This is a genomic window from Legionella tunisiensis (assembly GCF_000308315.1).
GTDB lineage: Bacteria > Pseudomonadota > Gammaproteobacteria > Legionellales > Legionellaceae > Tatlockia > Tatlockia tunisiensis.
This window is the reverse complement of the sequence record NZ_CALJ01000134.1, coordinates 1-15117: the sequence shown is the minus strand read 5'-3', so window position 1 is coordinate 15117 and position 15117 is coordinate 1. Positions and strand designations below refer to the sequence as shown.

Genomic DNA, 15117 nt, shown 5'->3' with positions numbered 1-15117 from the left:
AGCCTGAAAGAAAAGAAGAAGAAAGAAGAAAAGTCGTCATTATATGTGATTGATTTTCATGGTGATATAAAGCCTCGCAAGTCAATGAATTTCGTGATGTCATTACTGCCGTTCTGGCAATTGCGCAAGAAAAGGATGAGATCGTTGTTCGTCTGGAAAGCCCTGGTGGCGCCGTGAATGGCTATGGATTAGCAGCTTCCCAACTACAACGTATACGCGATAAAAAATACCACTGACCGTTTGTATTGATAAAATTGCTGCCAGTGGCGGTTATTTAATGGCTTGCGTTGCCAATCGGATTATTGCTGCTCCTTTTGCTATTGTGGGCTCAATTGGTGTTGTTGCTCAATTACCTAATTTTCACCGTTGGTTGAAAAAAATAATATCGACTTCGAATTATTAACCGCCGGTGAATACAAACGTACACTGACCCTTTTTGCTGAAAATACGGAAAAAGGACGCGAAAAATTTCAAGAAGAATTAGAAAAAATTCATCGGGCATTTAGAGACTACGTTCTTAGCCATCGCCAACAATTGGATATCGAAAAGGTGGCAACTGGTGAACATTGGATAGCCAAAGATGCTTTTGACTTAAGATTGGTAGATAGCTTGAAAACCAGTGACGATTACATCACTGAAAAAATGGCAGACAATAATGCCTATAAGATTGCGATTCATGGTAAGCGCTCCCTTCTTGACAAAATATTACAACCAGCTATGAAATTGCTGCATCACTGGGCCTAACAACCCACAATACAGGAAACCTGGGAACACCCCCAAGTTTCCTGCTTAATAACTACAGTTTTTTTCTCATATAGTTGTATATACTTAACGAATAAAGAAATTAAACTGTCAGCACGGAGTAAATCATGGGTGATTTCAAATCAAAGCTACCGGACTTTAAAGAATTGAGTTCCATTGCGGGTAAGCTTTTCAAGGATGTCAAAACCAGCGTCAGTGAAATTATCGACGACTATAAGAAAAACGCGAAGCAGAAGAACAAGCTGCTGCCGCACCGCCTAAACCTACGCCTGAAACACCTCCTCAAGCTCAAGCTCCTGAGCAACCTCAGGTTCAACCAGAAACCACACCGGTAGAAGAACCTCCTGCTAAAGCAAAAAAGACTAAACCAGCTGCTGAAGAAATCGTAAAAGAAGACGAAAAATCTGATAACAGCGGGCAAGCTTAAGAACGTTCCTCTATACTTGCGAGTAATAGTTACATGCTGTCCCCAATTTCTCTAACAAAGAAAATTGGGGTGAAACATGTCAGGCACGTTCCGGGCGTGTTAAACCATACTTACGCATCTTTTCTACCAAAGTAGTACGACGCATATTTAAATAACTTGCGGCGTGAGCCACTACCCAATCCGACTCATCCAATGCCTGACTAATAAGCGCTAACTCCGTTTTTACCAAATGCTCTTTAAGATCAATACCATCTCCGGAAAAAGCTTGTTCCTGGCTAACCATTTCAAGCAAGCTCTCGCGCTCATTGCCACTCGCTGCCGTATTCGTTGCAGGTGCGTGATCTGCTTTAAACCGCCTCGGTAAATCATCAATATCAACAATGCCATTGGGGAATAAAATAGACAATCGCTCAACAAGATTGGCAAGCTCGCGCACATTACCAGGCCATTGATAACGGCTTAAAGCGTCTAATGCGCCGGGCATAATACGAACACTCGGTCTATTTTCTCCTTCAATCCGGGCAGTCAACTCATTCACCAGCAAGGGTAAATCTTCGCGTCTAGTTCGCAAAGGAGGCATATCAATAGGAAATACATTTAAACGATAAAAAAGATCTTCGCGAAACTTCCCTTCCTCAATAGCCTGCTCAAGATTTCTGTGCGTTGCAGCGATAATCCTGACATTGACCTCGACACTTCTATTGGAACCAACACGCTCAAAGCATTTCTCTTGCAATACCCTTAGCAGTTTAACCTGCATAGCTAAAGGCATATCCCCAATCTCATCAAGAAACAATGTGCCGCCATTTGCCAATTCAAAACGCCCTTGTCTTGAAGTAATTGCCCCAGTAAAAGCGCCTTTTTCATGACCAAACAATTCACTTTCCAACAGCTCAGCTGGAATGGCACCACAATTAATAGGAATAAAAGGCTTGCTATGGCGTGAAGATAGAGCATGAATATTGCGCGCCACGACTTCTTTACCCGTACCCGACTCTCCTAACAGTAATACACTCGCCTCAGTATTAGCAACTTGCTCAATCAACCGGCGTACTTGTCGAATTGAATCACTATTACCGACGAGACTACGAAATAAAGGGGTTCGCTTTTCGTTACTGGCTTGAGCCGAAGCAATTTCCTGAGCAATTTGGCATTTATGCAAAGCCTCTAGCATCTGCGCATAACTGAAGGGGAAACAAAGGTTTGCTAAGACGTTTTTAGCATAGTAGCGATTCTCAGGTATGGGAGAATCGACCAATATAACGGGTAATTGGGGCGCATTAGTTCCAAGTTCATCCAAAAATTCAATCGTATCATTATAAGTAGAACCTACACCGGCTACGATTGCCTGAGCATTTTGGTAAGATTGAGCTTGCCAATTACTATAATTTGCATGAAAACAAGTTTCGCCCACAAAACTCAAGATAGTACTGAGCTTGTGACAACGTTCTTCGTTGTCATCAATGATATAAATTGCTTCATTGTTGCTCATAACCGCATCCCTATATCCTGGTTATCTAATGTTGAGTATTGGTTAATAACCAACAGACTGTCAAATAAATGACTATATTTTTTATTAGTGTCATAAATAATTAACACAATGTCTTTCCTTGTCTTTCTTTATCGATAGCAATTGATGTAAGCAAATCCGTTACATGCATTACCAAAACATAATTTTTGATTACCAATAGCCTTTGTGGCAGCTACGTTATCTTGCTTGGCATACCGACGCACGGACAAATATCCTAAGCGGCGACAAAATGAATAAGCCGCTCGCTGTCCACACCCTTTTTGTCCGTCATAACACCAATCAACACGGTAATTATTATAACGGGGATAGACAAAGCGTCTTAAACGATAGTGGTAGGATTTTGGTGGTTTGTGGCTCATATTGGCAACGCAACGAATCGTTTTAAAACCATTGCAACGCCAACCCTTACACTGTGCCCTACACACTGGAGAAGTAGACATATAATTGGTTAAACCTACATTATAATCAATAATTTGCTGATTAGCATAGGCATAACCCATTATTCGGCAATAACGAGTGGCTAATTGCATACCACAAATCTTACCGCCGAGCATACAATAATTCAAACGCTCCCCATGATAAGTGGGAAGCCAAAAGCTACGATAAAAATTATCTTTACTCGTACTTGCATAGGTATTAGGCCATATCGATAGGCCTAATACACAAATTACAAGATATCGGTAAAAAATAGTCATTATAACAACCCGTTAGTAACTAATCTTACATGTTAGCCTATGCCCGTCAGCAAAAAAGGGGGGATAAAACTAATCCATTAATACTGTATTTTCATGAATCTATCTTGCTATAAAAAATGCGGTGAGTGCTTTTTTTAATAAGCCATCTCAACTATCACTACCGCGTAAATGGAAAACATCTTCACAAAGAGAATTCTTTAAGAAAATCAGTTTGATTACCTCAAAATAAACAGGTAATGTATGCAGAAAAACTACTTGATAAAAAGAAGTTTTTAATATTTCTCTGTGACCAAACCGTGTTGTTTTTTAATTGGGCATCAAAGTAAAAGGATAATTGCTTTGAATTGGGAATTGCTTGTCTCCAAACGTATTTTTTGGGCCTTGTCAGGTTTAGTCATTCTGGTATTTATTTCCTGGCTAGTTGTGAGTTGTTCAAAACAATTTTCGAAACATCCTGAAGTCATTATTCCTTTATTGCATAAAGATCGCCGACTAATTATTCCGGAAAAATCACCACTACGAAAATTGATTACTATTCAAACTACGACCAAACAAACCGTCGAAGATCCCTTTAGTATTCCAGCGATTGTTGAGGCCGATCCAGCAACATTGATTAAGGTTCTACCACCACTTTTGGGGCGAATCAGCACGCTCAATAAACGTCTTGGCGATTCAGTTAAAACAGGCGAAACCTTGTTCACTATCGATTCCGCTGCTCTGGCTCAAGCATTGAGCGATGTGGATAAAGCAAAGGCTGCATTGGTATTCGCAACGCAAAATCTCAAACGCCAGCAAAAACTTACCGTATCTAATATTGCTGCTCGCCATGATACAGAAGAGGCACAGAATAATTATGAGCAAGTAGTCAGTGAACTTGCACGAGCCAACGCCCGATTAGTTGAATTACGTGTGGAAAATACTAAAAATGACGACAAACATGTCTTGGTTGTTCGTTCCCCTGTTTCGGGGCATGTTATCGAATTAAACGCCGCGGTGGGCGGGTACTGGAATGATGCAACACAACCAATCATGACTGTGGCTGATTTATCGAAGGTATATATCACTGCGAGTGCTCAGGAAAAAGATATTAGCAATATTTACCCAGGTCAAAAAGTCAAAATAGTGTTGGATGCTTATCGACAGCCTATACAATGCGTCGTTCATCATATTGGCGCCGTAGTGAACCCCGATACTCGTACTGTCAGTATTCAAATGATTCATGACAATAAAGATGGGCGACTAAAACCAAATATGTTTGCTAAAGCAATCTTCTATGGTAATCCTCATGAAAGTATTGTCCTACCGGTGACAGCAGTCATTCAACGAGGATTTGACAGCATTGTTTTTATTGAAACCGCACCGTGGCAATTTGAAACAAGAATCGTCAAAACCGGCGCCCAATTTGACGAACACATTGAGATTATTTCAGGTTTGAATGTCAACGAGCGAGTGGTGGTAACTGGGGGAATCATATTGAATGATTGAAAATTTAGTCACCCAGTGCTTTCAACGCCGCGGAATTGTTGTTCTTGTTTTTATCTTTGTCGCTTTCTATGGTTTCTATTGTTGGAAGCAAATACCTTTGGAAGCTTACCCAGATATAGCCCCCACTACTTCTCAGGTTATCACCCAGGTCAATGGACTTGCGGCTGAAGAAGTTGAGCAACAAATTACTATTCCTCTGGAACGGGAGATTATCGGCACACCCGGTATGAGTATCATGCGCTCACGCAGTACGTTTGGTTTATCGTTGATTACTGTCGTCTTTCGTGATGGTGCAGCAAATTATTGGTCCCGGCAGCGCCTACTCGAACGAATAAACGACGTTGCGTTGCCTTATGGCGCCCAACCCGGGCTAGATGCCTTAACCTCGCCTATTGGTGAAATCTATCGCTACACCCTACAATCACAGACGCATACCTTGGCTGAATTATCTGAGCTACAGTTCTGGAAAGTCATTCCCAAGCTTAAACAAGTACCAGGTGTTGTTGAGGTGGCTAATTTCGGTGGTCTGACCACCCAATTTTTACTTGAATTTGATCCGATAAAATTGGCCAAATATAAACTCTCGCTAGGACAAATTACACAAGCGATTAATGCAAACAATGCCAGTGCAGGTGGCAGTATTATGAAACGCGGGGAACAAGGTATCGTTGTCCGCGGTGTAGGTTTAATTCACAACCTAAACGATTTTGCGAATATTCAAGTAACTCAATACAATAATGTTCCAGTATTTATTAAAGATATTGGTGAAATCAAGCTTGGTAGTAAGGAGCGACACGGTATTGTTGGTAAAGATGAGCAAGGTGATGTTATCGAAGGGATAACACAGATGCTTAAAAACGAAAACCCCTCGCAAGTCATGGATGGTGTACATAAAACCGTCAATGCTCTCAATAAACACATCTTGCCCAAGGGAGTGAAAATTGTTCCTTATATTGATCGCAGCGATCTGGTGAATGCTACCGTTCATACTGTGGGTAAAACCTTATTTGACGGAATGACAATGGTTGCCCTTGTTCTACTGTTTTTTTAGGGAGTGTGCGAGCGGCTGCGATTGTAGCTCTAACCATTCCCCTCTCTTTATTAATAGCCTTTATCTGTATGTATAATTTTAATATTCCTGCCAATTTATTATCACTGGGGGCAATCGATTTCGGGATCATTGTTGATGGTGGAATCGTGGTGATGGAAAATATTTTGCGTCGTCGCGAAGAAGATGAAAAAGCAATATTAACTGAAGAAGATATTCTGCAATCAACCTTACAAGTCACCCAACCAATTTTCTTTGGCATTCTCGTTATCATCACTGCTTATTCGGTCCTCTTTGCTTTCCAGCAAATTGAATATAAATTATTTTCGCCTATGGCCTTTGCAGTAGGCTTTGCCTTGATTGGCGCGTTATTAGTGGCCTTAACACTAATCCCTGGCCTTGCTTATTGGTCTTATCACAATCCTATTCACATCTATAAAAATCGCTTTCTCTTATGGATAATGCCACGCTATGACTCGTTATTAGACCGCTTGATTGGTAAGAATAAACTAGTGGTGGGGTTATTTCTCTCTACTTTCCTGCTAGTTACCCTTTTAGGAATGTCTATTGGAAGAGATTTTCTGCCTTATCTCGATGAAGGATCTATCTGGCTACAAGTCACCCTGCCTCCTGGCATTTCACTGGACAAAGCAGCAAAGATGGCTGCCGAATTACGGGCTGCTACCATGGAATTCAAAGAAGTTGATCATATTGTTACTCAGGTCGGACGCAATGACGAAGGTACGGATCCTTTCACACCGTCGCACATAGAATGCGCCATTACCTTATATCCTTACAATACCTGGAAATCAGGGTGGAGCAAACAAGATTTGATTAAACATCTCCAAGCTAGATATATGCAATTACCCGGAGTTCAAGTTGCTTTCTCACAACCAATGATTGATGGCGTATTAGATAAAGTAGCAGGTGCTCATAGTGACTTGGTTGTTAAAGTATATGGCAATAATTTTCATGGTGTCCGTCACCTCGCTACATCGATTGTGCAGCTATTAAAAACTGTCCCTGGGGCTCAAGATGTCATTATTGATCAAGAACCACCGATGACAGAACTGCGCATTGATGTTGATAGGGCCGCTATTGCCCGTTTAGGGATCGCCATCGCGGACATCATGGCACTTATTCAAACTGGTATTGGTGGCAGTCCAGTTACCCGGATTTATATTGAAGATCGCAGTTATGATGTCGCGGTAAGATTCAATGAAACTACTCGCAATAACCCTAAAGCGATTAGCAATATGTTGTTGACAGCTGCCAATGGTGCTCAAGTTGCCTTAGGACAGCTCGCTAAAATTAGATTCGTAGAAGGTCAAACTACCATCACACGCGAAATGAGTCGACGCCAACTAACTGTACGTTTAAATCTACGCGGTCGTGACTTGGTATCCTTTACCAATGAAGCAAAGAAACTACTTAGCCGTAATATTCACTATGATCATACTGACTACGAAATTGTTTGGGGTGGCCAATTAGAAAATCAACAACGAGCGCAAGCAAGACTTGCTGTTATTGTTCCTATGCTGATGGGTCTCATGTTAGTTTTATTGTTTTCCCAATTTGGTAATTTACGTCAACCAGGCTTAATTCTTCTTGCAGTTCCTCTGGCAATGTTTGGTGGTTTAATTGCTCTTATTCTACGAGGAATGACTTTGAACGTATCAAGTGCTGTTGGCTTCATCGCCCTGTTTGGAGTAGCAGTACTCAATGCCATCATTATGATTTCCAATCTCAATCGCTGGCAAAAAGAACATAAAGGCAGCTTGAAAGAAGCAGTTATTCACGGTGCTAAGGAACGATTACGACCTGTTTTAATGACTGCCACCGTTGCGGCAATCGGAATGATCCCCGCTGCTACGGCACATGGCTTAGGCTCTGATGTACAGCGTCCTTTAGCAACAGTGATTGTGGGTGGCCTGGTATCTGCAACAGCACTCACCCTCCTTCTTTTACCCGCTCTGTATTACTTTATTGAAGAGCGCGTGCTGGCAGGAAAAATTAAAAAAGAAATTCGTAAAAACAGGGATAAGCCATGAGCAATACATGGGTAACAAAATGCCACCATGCTGGCTGTCATCTGCTGATAACGCTCATGGCAGCTATCATGTTAAATAGCTGTGCTATAGGCCCCGATTTTCATCGTCCCCTGCCGCCAAAAATAAAAAATTATACTGCTCAACCACTACCTGCTTCCACCGTTTCTGTAAAAACTACAGGAGGAAAAAAGCAATACCTGGTCAATAACTTGGACATACCAGCACAGTGGTGGAAACTATTTCACTCTCAGTCGCTGAACGATTTAATCGCTTCCGCTTTGCAAACAAATCCCGATCTCAAAGCAGCTGCAGCAGCCCTGCGCGTAGCACAAGAAAATGTAATGGCTCAGCGTGCTACTTTATTGCCTTATGTTTCTGCCAATTTAAATCCGACTCGTCATCTCACTGCACACACCCTGTCGAGTATCGTTGCATCAAATGCCTATATTTATAGTTTAACAACTCCTCAACTCACCGTGTCTTACGTTCCTGATGTCTTTGGTGCCAATATGCGGCAAGTTGAATCCTTGCAAGCACAGGCTGAAACAGCTCTTTTTCAGCAAGAGGCTATCTATCTAACCCTGACATCCAATGTGGTTATGGCAGTTATTCAAGAAGCTTCTATAAGGGCACAAATCAAAGCAGCCCAACGGAGTATTGCTATTGCGCAAAAACAATTAGATATGATGCTAAAACAACAAAACGTTGGCAAGATTGGTGCTGCTCCAGTAGCTGCGCAACAAGCTGCCCGGGCACAAGCACAAACCGCTTTACCCCCATTGCAAAAACAACTTGCCCAGCAACGTCATTTACTTTCTATTCTCTGCGGTCATTTTCCCAGTGAGGAGTTTGCACAGAAATTTGAGTTAAGCTCGTTGACTTTCCCAGAAAAACTTCCACTTAGCATCCCGGCACGTCTGATTGAACAGCGTCCCGACATCCGCGCTGCCGAAGCACAAATACACGCAGCAAGTGCACAAATTGGTGTTGCTATTGCCAATCAACTGCCTAATATCCTCATAACTGCTGATGCAGGCAGTTCTGCGATCGAATTGGGAACTCTATTTAGCTCATTAACCAAATTTTGGGATATCGGTCTCAATTTGGCACAACCGATCTTTGATGCAGGTGCTTTATTACACAAGAAACGCGCAGCAATTGCCGCTTATCAACAAACAGTCGAACAATACCGCAGTGTCGTGCTTGCCTCCTTTCAAGACGTTGCAGATACTCTGAAAGCGATTCAATTTGATGCAATCAGCCTCAAGACAGCCTCAAATGCAACTCAAGCAGCTCGGAGAAGCCTCGCCATTGCCCAGCAGCAATGGGAAGCAGGAGCAGTTGATCATCTGTTTGTATTAAATGCTCAACAAAATTACCAACAAGCTCTGATTACTCTTGCTCAAGCTCAGGCAAATCGTTTTATGGATACTGCTGCCTTATTTCAAGCGCTGGGTGGCGGTTGGTGGAATCGTGAAGTATGCTCTCCAATAAAGGCTTAAATTAGTTGGCAACAACATCAACTCACGGAGGATCTTATCGTGGCCACTCATAAACGGATTTGGTATCAAAGCTTTGTTGCTCCCACTGAGCAAACTAATTATTTACAGCGCTTGCAAGACCAATTGAATCAGTATGCGGACAAAGATTTTCAATTTGAAGTGCATGGCTTAACCCCTGCTGATAAAAACCTGCATCCCCTCACCGAGTTTCGCTGTGCTGCGCAAACTATTCGTAATGCAATTCAAGCAGAAGAACAAGGCTACGATGCATTTGTTATTGGTCATTTTCAAGAACCAGGCATTAACGAGATAAAAGCCTGTATCGATATTCCCGTAATTGGTTTGGGCGAATCTAACATGCTTCATGCCTGCAGTCTGGGACGTAAAATAGGCCTTGTCACTATCAATCCTGTTTTTATTCCCTGGCATGAAAATCAAATTAACTATTACGGATTGCAGCAAAGAATTACAGCTGTAAGTGCTGTTGAGGCACAAGTTCAAGATTTTGAGCAAGCATTTACCAACTCGTCCGTTTATCAAAAACTACTTCTTGCGTTTACCGAACAAATTAAACCGATGATTGCCCAAGGGGTAGAAGTAGTTGTTTTGGCAGGCGGTTTACCAATGTTGTTACTCGCCCGACAAAAAAATTTTACTATCGACGGTGCAATGGTCGTTAACGGCATTGCTGTTTGTGTAAAAGCAGCTGAGATGGCGCTCAAACTCAAGGAGCTGACTGGAGAATTCATTAGCCGCCGCGGCACTTACCAAAAAGCCAGTCACGAAACTGTATCCGAATTTCTTCATTTACTAAAAGAAGAAAAATTTAATTAAGCTATGTAGGTCAGGCACTTGACCCGATATGCGCCTCTAATAACTGATCTGAACCCTGCCTTGCCCCAATAAATCAGCAAGCAGGAGCATTAACTCATCACTGGGTTTAACACACCATTTAGTACCCATGGTCAAAGTAGCGCTGGCATTCGCAGTGGAATAACGAATTTGCACTACACAATTTCCTTGGTTAGTTTTTAAAATGGATTGCAAGGTTGGAAGTATATCTCCATCAGCAGTTGTCATAGACAATAAGATACATTTAGCAAAACGCGTACGAGCTTCCTCTATGGTAGAGAGCTGATTCGCTGTCATTTTAACACCACCACTGTATTCATCAGCAGCGATTTCTCCCTCAACAACAATCATCTGTCCTGTTTGAATATCTGTTTGTAATGCTTCATAAACCTCGGAAAAAACAACGACGTCCAGTTTGGCAGAGGAATCCTCCAAGCCAATAATCGTTAGCTTTTTACCACGCTTTGTCATCACCCGTCTGATTGCAGTAACCAATCCACATAGCATGGCTTTTTTGCTTGTTGCCGGATTCAGTCGCGCAATCAAACTGATAAAATCTTTAAATTCTTGGCAATATTGCTGTGCTGGATGTCCCGATAAATAAAGACCCAGCGTTTCCTTTTCACCATTTAAGCGTTGCATTTCAGGCCAGGGTTTACAGGCAACATAATCATCTTGATTACTTACATCGTCCAATAAAGAAAATAAATCAGTCTGACCACTGCTTTGGTTTTGATGCGTCTTATCTGCCACCTTCAACGCTTTTTCCAGAGACGCATAGAGAACTGCACGCTCAACATTCCATTCATCCATAGCCCCGGCTCTAATCAAGGCCTCCAAGACACGGCGATTGACTTTACGTAAATCCAAACGTTGACAAAAACTAAATAATCCTGAATAACGGCCAGCGGCTTTTCGTTCATCGACAATACAAGTAATTGCCGCTTCCCCAACTCCTTTGATAGCACCTAGTCCATAAAGAATTGTCTGATTATCGGCAACAGTAAATTGATAACTTGAGCTATTAATAGCAGGAGGCAAAACCTTAAGCTTCATTTGCGCACATTCATCAATAAAGGTTACTACCTTATCGGTATTATCCATATCAGATGACATGACCGCTGCCATAAAGGCTGCAGGGTAATGTGCTTTCAGCCAAGCGGTTTGGTAAGCAACCAATGCATAAGCGGCTGAATGGGATTTGTTAAAACCATAGCCGGCAAATTTTTCCATCAAATCAAAAATATAGGTAGCGGTTTGTTCACTAACCCCGCGTGCTGTAGCCCCTTCAGTAAAAATGGTACGTTGCTCTGCCATTTCTTCGGGCTTTTTCTTACCCATCGCTCGACGGAGTAAATCCGCAGCACCCAAGGTATAATTGGCTAATACCTGGGCAATTTGCATAACCTGTTCCTGATAAAGAATGACACCGTACGTGGGCTTTAAAATAGGTTCCAAATCAGGATGTGGATACTCAACGTTAGCTCTTCCATGCTTACGATCAATAAAGTCATCCACCATTCCTGACTGTAAAGGTCCAGGGCGGAACAATGCAACCAAAGCAATAATATCTTCAAAACAATCTGGCTGCAGACGATGGATCAATTCCTTCATCCCGCGGGACTCCAACTGAAATACAGCCGTAGTTTGGCAAGCCTTCAGTAGCTCAAAAGTCTTTTCATCATCGGTTGGAATCATACTGATATCGACAGATGATTCTCCTTGCTCTTGTTTCTGCTTATTAACGATAGCAAGTGCCCAATCAATGATAGTTAGTGTCCGCAAACCCAAAAAGTCGAATTTCACCAGTCCGGCAGCTTCTACATCATCTTTGTCAAATTGACTAACTATCTGGGTGGAGTCTTGTTCACAATAAATTGCGGTAAAGTCAGTTAGCTTCGATGGTGCGATTACCACCCCCCCAGCGTGTTTACCGGCGTTACGAGTAATCCCCTCCAGTTTTAAAGCCAAATCAAACAACTCTTTGACCTCTTCTTCATCTTGATAACGCCGTCGTAACTCTTCTTCATCCTCAAGGGCTTTACTTAAGGTCATTCCAATTTCAAAAGGAATTAATTTGGCAAGTTTATCGACAAAACCGTAGGGATGGCCGAGTACACGACCCACATCACGCACAACCGCCTTAGCCGCCATTGTACCGAAGGTGATGATTTGTGACACACTTTGTCGGCCATATTTCTCAGCAACATAATCAATGACCCTATCGCGCCCCTCCATGCAAAAATCAATATCGAAATCGGGCATCGATACCCGCTCTGGATTTAGAAAGCGCTCAAACAGAAGTTCATATTGCAGGGGGTCAAGATCCGTAATTTTGAGCGCATAGGCCACTAAAGAACCAGCTCCCGAGCCTCTTCCTGGCCCTACAGGCACACCGTTTTGTTTTGCCCATTGGATAAAGTCAGCCACAATCAGGAAATATCCTGGAAAACCCATGGCATTAATTACATCAAGCTCAATTTGCAAACGCTTATCATAAGGTAAACGTGCGCTCTGAATTAATTCTGGCGGTTGATTACGGAAAATCTGACCCAACCGTTCTTCCAGACCTTGTTTTGATAACTGGGATAAATACTCTTCGACCGTTGAGCCATCAGGAATGGGGAAATTAGGTAAATAATTATTACCTAAATCAAGTTTTAAGGTACAGCGTTTGCTAATTTCGACGGTATTTTCTATTGCTTGCGGTAAATCTTTAAACAACTCAACCATTTCATCGGCTGAACGCAAATATTGCGCAGCGCTATACTGTTGATTACGTCTTGGATCAGCAAGACTTAAACCATCGTGGATACAAACACGAGCTTCATGCGCTTCAAAATCATCTTTTGCAATAAAACACACGTCATTTGTAGCAACCAGAGGTAAATGCAACTCCTCGGCCAAAGCAACAATACGTTCATTATACTCTGACTCATCAGGACGGTTCGTCCGCTGTATTTCCAGATAAAAGCGATTGGGGAATATGCTTGCAAACGATTTGGCCAGATCATAAGCGCCCGGCTCATCGCCCGCCAATAAAGCTTTACCGATTGCTCCCTTACGACCACCTGATAAAGCAATCAAACCTTCGGAATGCGGGGCTATCCAATCATGATGCACGCGAGGCTGTCCCTGATATTGCCCATCCTGATAAGCTTTTGATACCAACACGGTTAGATTGCGGTAACCAGTTTCATTTTGGCACAGGAGCACCAAAGACGACAGTTGCTCGGGGTTTTCCGGATCATGGCAAGGCAAATCGCCACCAATGATAGGCTTTACGCCCAGATCAACCGCTGTTTTAAATACTTTAACGGCAGCAAAAAGATTACAAAAATCCGTTACAGCAACGGCATTCATCCCTTTTTCAACAATCGTTTTCATTAATGGCTTGATGCGTACTAAACCATCAACCATTGAAAACTCTGTATGGACGCGTAAATGAACGAATCGCGGTTGCATAAGAAAAGCCTATCCCAAAAGTATGACTGCACTCTACCGAAGACAACCAGGTAGAGCAAGCATGAAGACACGAAAAAATGGTAGATCATCTTTGCAATAGGTTTACTAATATTGATAACAAAAAGCATAACGCATCAATAAATAACATTTTGCACAATGACTATTACTTATGACCTATTAGTTCCCCATATGGAAGAACATAGGGCGGATCGAATTTAACCGTGCCCACTCGAATATCCGCATAAGCAGAACTGGAGAACCAAGTAAAAACAATAATACGCTAACAAAGGTATTAAGCCATTTCAGATAACCAATTTTTGCTGTTGAGGAAAATCTATTATCCATGCTTAGTTCTCACCTCAATGCGCTTATACAAATACCAATCCTTACTAAAGCTAATAATAGCTAACTCTTCAAGAAATTCTAACTTAATCAATTCTTAAGCTTAATTGTTTTACACTAAAGTAAATCAAGAGGAGATTATCATGTCTAACAAGCTATTATCTGAACGTTTGAGTGATGAATTAGATGCTATTGGCGTTCCCACGTTAATGACTGAGCGTGTTCAAGCGTGCTCCAAACTATTTAAATTACCCAAATTTAAAATTGAATCGCTATTGCATGGCGTCATTTTTGAATCCAAATCCATTCAAACCATTGCTGATGAACTTGCAGTCAGTGTGGAGTGGTTATTGGGGGAACCAAAATAATAATAAGAAAAAACACTAGATCTTAAGATATTACCAAATTTAGATGCTGAATAAATTGATTCGCCTTTTAAGAATATAGACGGTTTACATCACCTCTAACCTCTTGATTGATGCGGATCAAAAGCATCTCGTAGTGCATCCGCAAAAAGGTTAGACGCTAAAACGAGAGTAAACATAAAAGCAAAGGCGGACATCATGGGCCACCAGACGATTGGCTCTCTCGCTAGTTCTAAACGAGCGCCATTGATCATGTTTCCCCAACTGATAGTCATGGGTGAAACACCAACACCAACGTAAGAAAGCACCGCTTCAGCAAGCACCAAAAAACTAAAATCCAACACCAAGGTAATTAATACAATATGCATAACATTAGGCAGCAAATGTTTACGCAGAATACTAAAAGAACTGCTTCCTAAAGCGCGGGCAGCCATCACGTAATCGACCTCTCGAAGCTTCAAAGCTTCAGCGCGAAGCAAGCGGCATAAACTCGTCCAACTGGTTACCCCCAAAATCAGACATAGCGCAAATAAGCGGGCATCGGCATTTTTACTCAAGGTGGAAAATTGTTGCGGATGGTTAGCAATGTAAG

9 protein-coding genes and 2 pseudogenes are annotated in these 15117 nt (G+C 42.0%); 7 read left to right on the top strand and 4 right to left on the bottom strand.

Features of this window, described 5'->3' with window-relative positions; all coding sequences use genetic code 11:
• Together sohB and BN58_RS23590 are read left to right on the top strand one after the other, a co-directional pair.
• Nucleotides 1–744, top strand: a pseudogene (gene sohB, locus BN58_RS37690) (protease SohB); the annotation flags it as partial.
• 125 nt (nucleotides 745–869) lie between these two features.
• The gene (locus BN58_RS23590) at nucleotides 870–1097 is read left to right on the top strand and encodes a hypothetical protein (protein WP_051131874.1); all 228 of its coding nucleotides are present in this window, start codon (nucleotides 870–872) and stop codon (nucleotides 1095–1097) included.
• Nucleotides 1098–1268: 171 nt separating this feature from the next.
• Here BN58_RS23590 and BN58_RS08860 read toward each other — a convergent pair whose 3' ends face one another.
• Nucleotides 1269–2681, bottom strand: coding sequence for a sigma-54 dependent transcriptional regulator (locus tag BN58_RS08860; protein ID WP_019216513.1), 1413 nt, complete (start codon nucleotides 2679–2681; stop codon nucleotides 1269–1271).
• 128 nt (nucleotides 2682–2809) lie between these two features.
• Nucleotides 2810–3415 (bottom strand): hypothetical protein, encoded by a 606-nt coding sequence (locus tag BN58_RS08855; protein ID WP_019216512.1) that lies wholly within the window; start codon nucleotides 3413–3415, stop codon nucleotides 2810–2812.
• A 339-nt stretch (nucleotides 3416–3754) separates the two neighbouring features.
• Here BN58_RS08855 and BN58_RS08850 point away from each other — a divergent pair, with 339 nt between their 5' ends.
• The 4 genes and pseudogenes from BN58_RS08850 (at nucleotide 3755) to BN58_RS08835 (ending at nucleotide 10335) form a co-directional block, all read left to right on the top strand.
• Nucleotides 3755–4900 carry an efflux RND transporter periplasmic adaptor subunit gene (locus BN58_RS08850; protein ID WP_019216511.1) on the top strand — a complete coding sequence of 382 codons (1146 nt, stop codon included), beginning with the start codon at nucleotides 3755–3757 and terminating at the stop codon, nucleotides 4898–4900.
• A pseudogene (locus BN58_RS23585) lies at nucleotides 4893–7999 on the top strand (efflux RND transporter permease subunit). Before BN58_RS08850 ends, BN58_RS23585 begins: the two are co-directional and overlap by 8 nt.
• The gene (locus tag BN58_RS08840) at nucleotides 7996–9501 is read left to right on the top strand and encodes an efflux transporter outer membrane subunit (protein ID WP_019216510.1); all 1506 of its coding nucleotides are present in this window, start codon (nucleotides 7996–7998) and stop codon (nucleotides 9499–9501) included. The pseudogene BN58_RS23585 and the gene BN58_RS08840 overlap by 4 nt, the downstream one beginning before the upstream one ends.
• 39 nt (nucleotides 9502–9540) lie before the next feature.
• Nucleotides 9541–10335: an aspartate/glutamate racemase family protein gene (locus tag BN58_RS08835; RefSeq protein WP_019216509.1), complete on the top strand. Its 795-nt coding sequence runs from the start codon at nucleotides 9541–9543 to the stop codon at nucleotides 10333–10335.
• A gap of 36 nt (nucleotides 10336–10371) precedes the next feature.
• Here the strand turns inward: BN58_RS08835 and dnaE are convergent, their stop codons facing one another.
• Complete coding sequence (gene dnaE / locus BN58_RS08830) at nucleotides 10372–13818, bottom strand: DNA polymerase III subunit alpha (RefSeq protein WP_019216508.1); 3447 nt, start codon at nucleotides 13816–13818, stop codon at nucleotides 10372–10374.
• Nucleotides 13819–14303: 485 nt separating this feature from the next.
• On the opposite strand from dnaE, the gene BN58_RS08825 reads away from it, so the two are divergent.
• On the top strand, nucleotides 14304–14528 hold the full coding sequence (locus BN58_RS08825) for a hypothetical protein (RefSeq protein ID WP_019216507.1): 225 nt from the start codon (nucleotides 14304–14306) through the stop codon (nucleotides 14526–14528).
• Between the two features lie 95 nt (nucleotides 14529–14623).
• Here the strand turns inward: BN58_RS08825 and BN58_RS08820 are convergent.
• Nucleotides 14624–15117, bottom strand: a 494-nt coding sequence (locus BN58_RS08820; protein ID WP_019216506.1) for an ABC transporter permease, incomplete at its 5' end; no start/stop codon positions are given.

Bases quoted from the DNA above. Each gene is read 5' to 3' on its own strand.
- BN58_RS08825 (WP_019216507.1), top strand. From the start codon at position 14,304: ATGTCTAACAAGCTATTATCTGAACGTTTGAGTGATGAATTAGATGCT.
- BN58_RS08855 (WP_019216512.1), bottom strand. From the start codon at position 3,415: ATGACTATTTTTTACCGATATCTTGTAATTTGTGTATTAGGCCTATCG.
- BN58_RS08860 (WP_019216513.1), bottom strand. From the start codon at position 2,681: ATGAGCAACAATGAAGCAATTTATATCATTGATGACAACGAAGAACGT.
- dnaE (WP_019216508.1), bottom strand. From the start codon at position 13,818: ATGCAACCGCGATTCGTTCATTTACGCGTCCATACAGAGTTTTCAATG.
- BN58_RS08840 (WP_019216510.1), top strand. From the start codon at position 7,996: ATGAGCAATACATGGGTAACAAAATGCCACCATGCTGGCTGTCATCTG.
- BN58_RS23590 (WP_051131874.1), top strand. From the start codon at position 870: ATGGGTGATTTCAAATCAAAGCTACCGGACTTTAAAGAATTGAGTTCC.